This window comes from Pricia sp., assembly GCF_041745955.1.
GTDB lineage: Bacteria > Bacteroidota > Bacteroidia > Flavobacteriales > Flavobacteriaceae > Pricia.
Genome location: NZ_JBGTHY010000449.1, coordinates 1 through 1,769, shown reverse-complemented (window position 1 = coordinate 1,769; position 1,769 = coordinate 1). Strand labels below are relative to the sequence as shown.

Sequence of the window (1,769 nt, the reverse complement as noted above, 5' to 3'; positions counted from 1 at the left end):
ACAGCAATACTTATTGGCTTCATACAGGCCATAAATTTCTTGCGGTTCTTCTTAAAAAGGGAATTTGGAATCTGTTCGTATTTCATGGCCTATTGACTTTTCCCAAAAATAAGGATTTACGATAAGGACTTGAACGGAAAGACCCCAAAGGTTTTATAAAACCTTTGGGGTCCGGAATTGAAGTTGGTTAATTGATTGCAAATTAACAAAAAATTAAGTTATTTTCCAAGTCAAATGGGTGTTCATTTTAAAAATAAAATCTCTTCGCTCGCTATACTTCCCATAAAAAAATCCCAATCGCGGATTGGGAACGGTATACCCAAGTTTTTTAGCTCGTTCGAACGGATTCTAGGTGCATAATGACTTTTCGAATGCAAGCATCCAATTCTTTTTTGATTTCAGTTTCCCAAAATCGGAAGACGGTGTAGCCTAAACGCTGCAGTTCGGCGTTTACCTCTCCGTCACGTTGCATATTGCGCTCTATCTTGGCGATCCAGAATTCACGGTTGGTCTTGACCCTAGGTTTTCTTGCCGGCCAATTATGGCCATGCCAATATTCCCCATCGATAAAAATTGCGGTATTATATTTTTTTAGGAGTATGTCGGGCTTGCCAATCAACTTTTTGTAATCGATACGATAACGATAACCTTCTGCATATAAGGCTTTTCGGAAAGCTAGCTCGGGCTTGGTGTTCTTGCCCCGGATCTTACTCATGATTTTCGAACGCTTCGGCGTAGTGTAGAAACCGGATTCTTCGTTGAAGCGCGGAACTTTGATGCGTTCTTCGGAGTAGTTTTTGGGCATGACCTAAAATTAGGAGTACCACGGAAAAAAGGCTGTTAAGTAAATGCCAAGAAAATTTGGGTTAGCCTTACCCTTTCAATTTCGCCGACAAATATTCCCGGTTCATTCTGGCAATGTTCTCCAATGAAATCCCTTTGGGACATTCCACCTCACAGGCGCCAGTATTACTGCAATTACCAAAGCCCTCAAGATCCATTTGACGTACCATGCTCTGAACACGTTCGGTCGCCTCGACCCGGCCTTGTGGAAGCAAAGCAAATTGAGACACCTTGGCAGCGGTAAACAACATGGCACTCGCATTTTTACAGGCGGCAACACAGGCACCACAACCGATACAGGTAGCGGCGTAGAAAGAATCGTCAGCGTTTTCCTTTTCGATGGGCGTGGCGTTCGCATCGACCGTATTTCCCGAAGTGTTTACGGAAATATAGCCACCTACTTGCTGTATTCTATCGAAAGCACTCCGGTCGATGACCAAATCTTTGATTACGGGAAAGGCCGTTGCCCGAAAAGGTTCGATAACAATCGTATCGCCATCGTTGAACTTTCGCATGTGTAATTGGCAGGTGGTCACCAACCGATCGGGACCGTGGGGTTCGCCGTTGATTTGCAGCGAACAAGAACCGCAGATGCCCTCACGGCAGTCGTGATCGAACTGCACAGGTTCTTCCCCTTTATTTATCAGCTCTTCGTTCAGCACATCCAACATTTCCAAAAATGACATATCCCCTTCAATACCTTTGATAGGGTAGTCTTTCATTTCTCCTTTGGACTTAGCGTCCTTTTGACGCCAAATTTTCAAGTTTAATTTCATAGTTTTTTATTTATAGGAGCGAGTCTTCAATTCGATATTCTCATACTTCAAATCCTCCTTGTGCAAAACGGCATCTTTCGGCTCGCCTTTGTATTCCCAAGCGGATACAAATTTGAAATTTTCATCGTCACGCAGGGCCTCGCCGTCTTT

Annotated in this window: 2 protein-coding genes; both read right to left on the bottom strand. The window is 43.8% G+C overall.

Going from position 1 to position 1,769, the window contains the following annotated elements:
- Positions 1-328: 328 nt before the first annotated feature.
- Entirely contained in the window at positions 329-805 is a 477-nt protein-coding gene (locus ACEW8S_RS15870) for a very short patch repair endonuclease (protein WP_373519099.1), read from the bottom strand.
- A 67-nt stretch (positions 806-872) separates the two neighbouring features.
- A complete protein-coding gene (locus tag ACEW8S_RS15865) occupies positions 873-1,619 on the bottom strand; it encodes a succinate dehydrogenase/fumarate reductase iron-sulfur subunit (protein ID WP_373519098.1) in 747 nt (248 codons plus the stop codon).
- Positions 1,620-1,769: the final 150 nt, after the last annotated feature.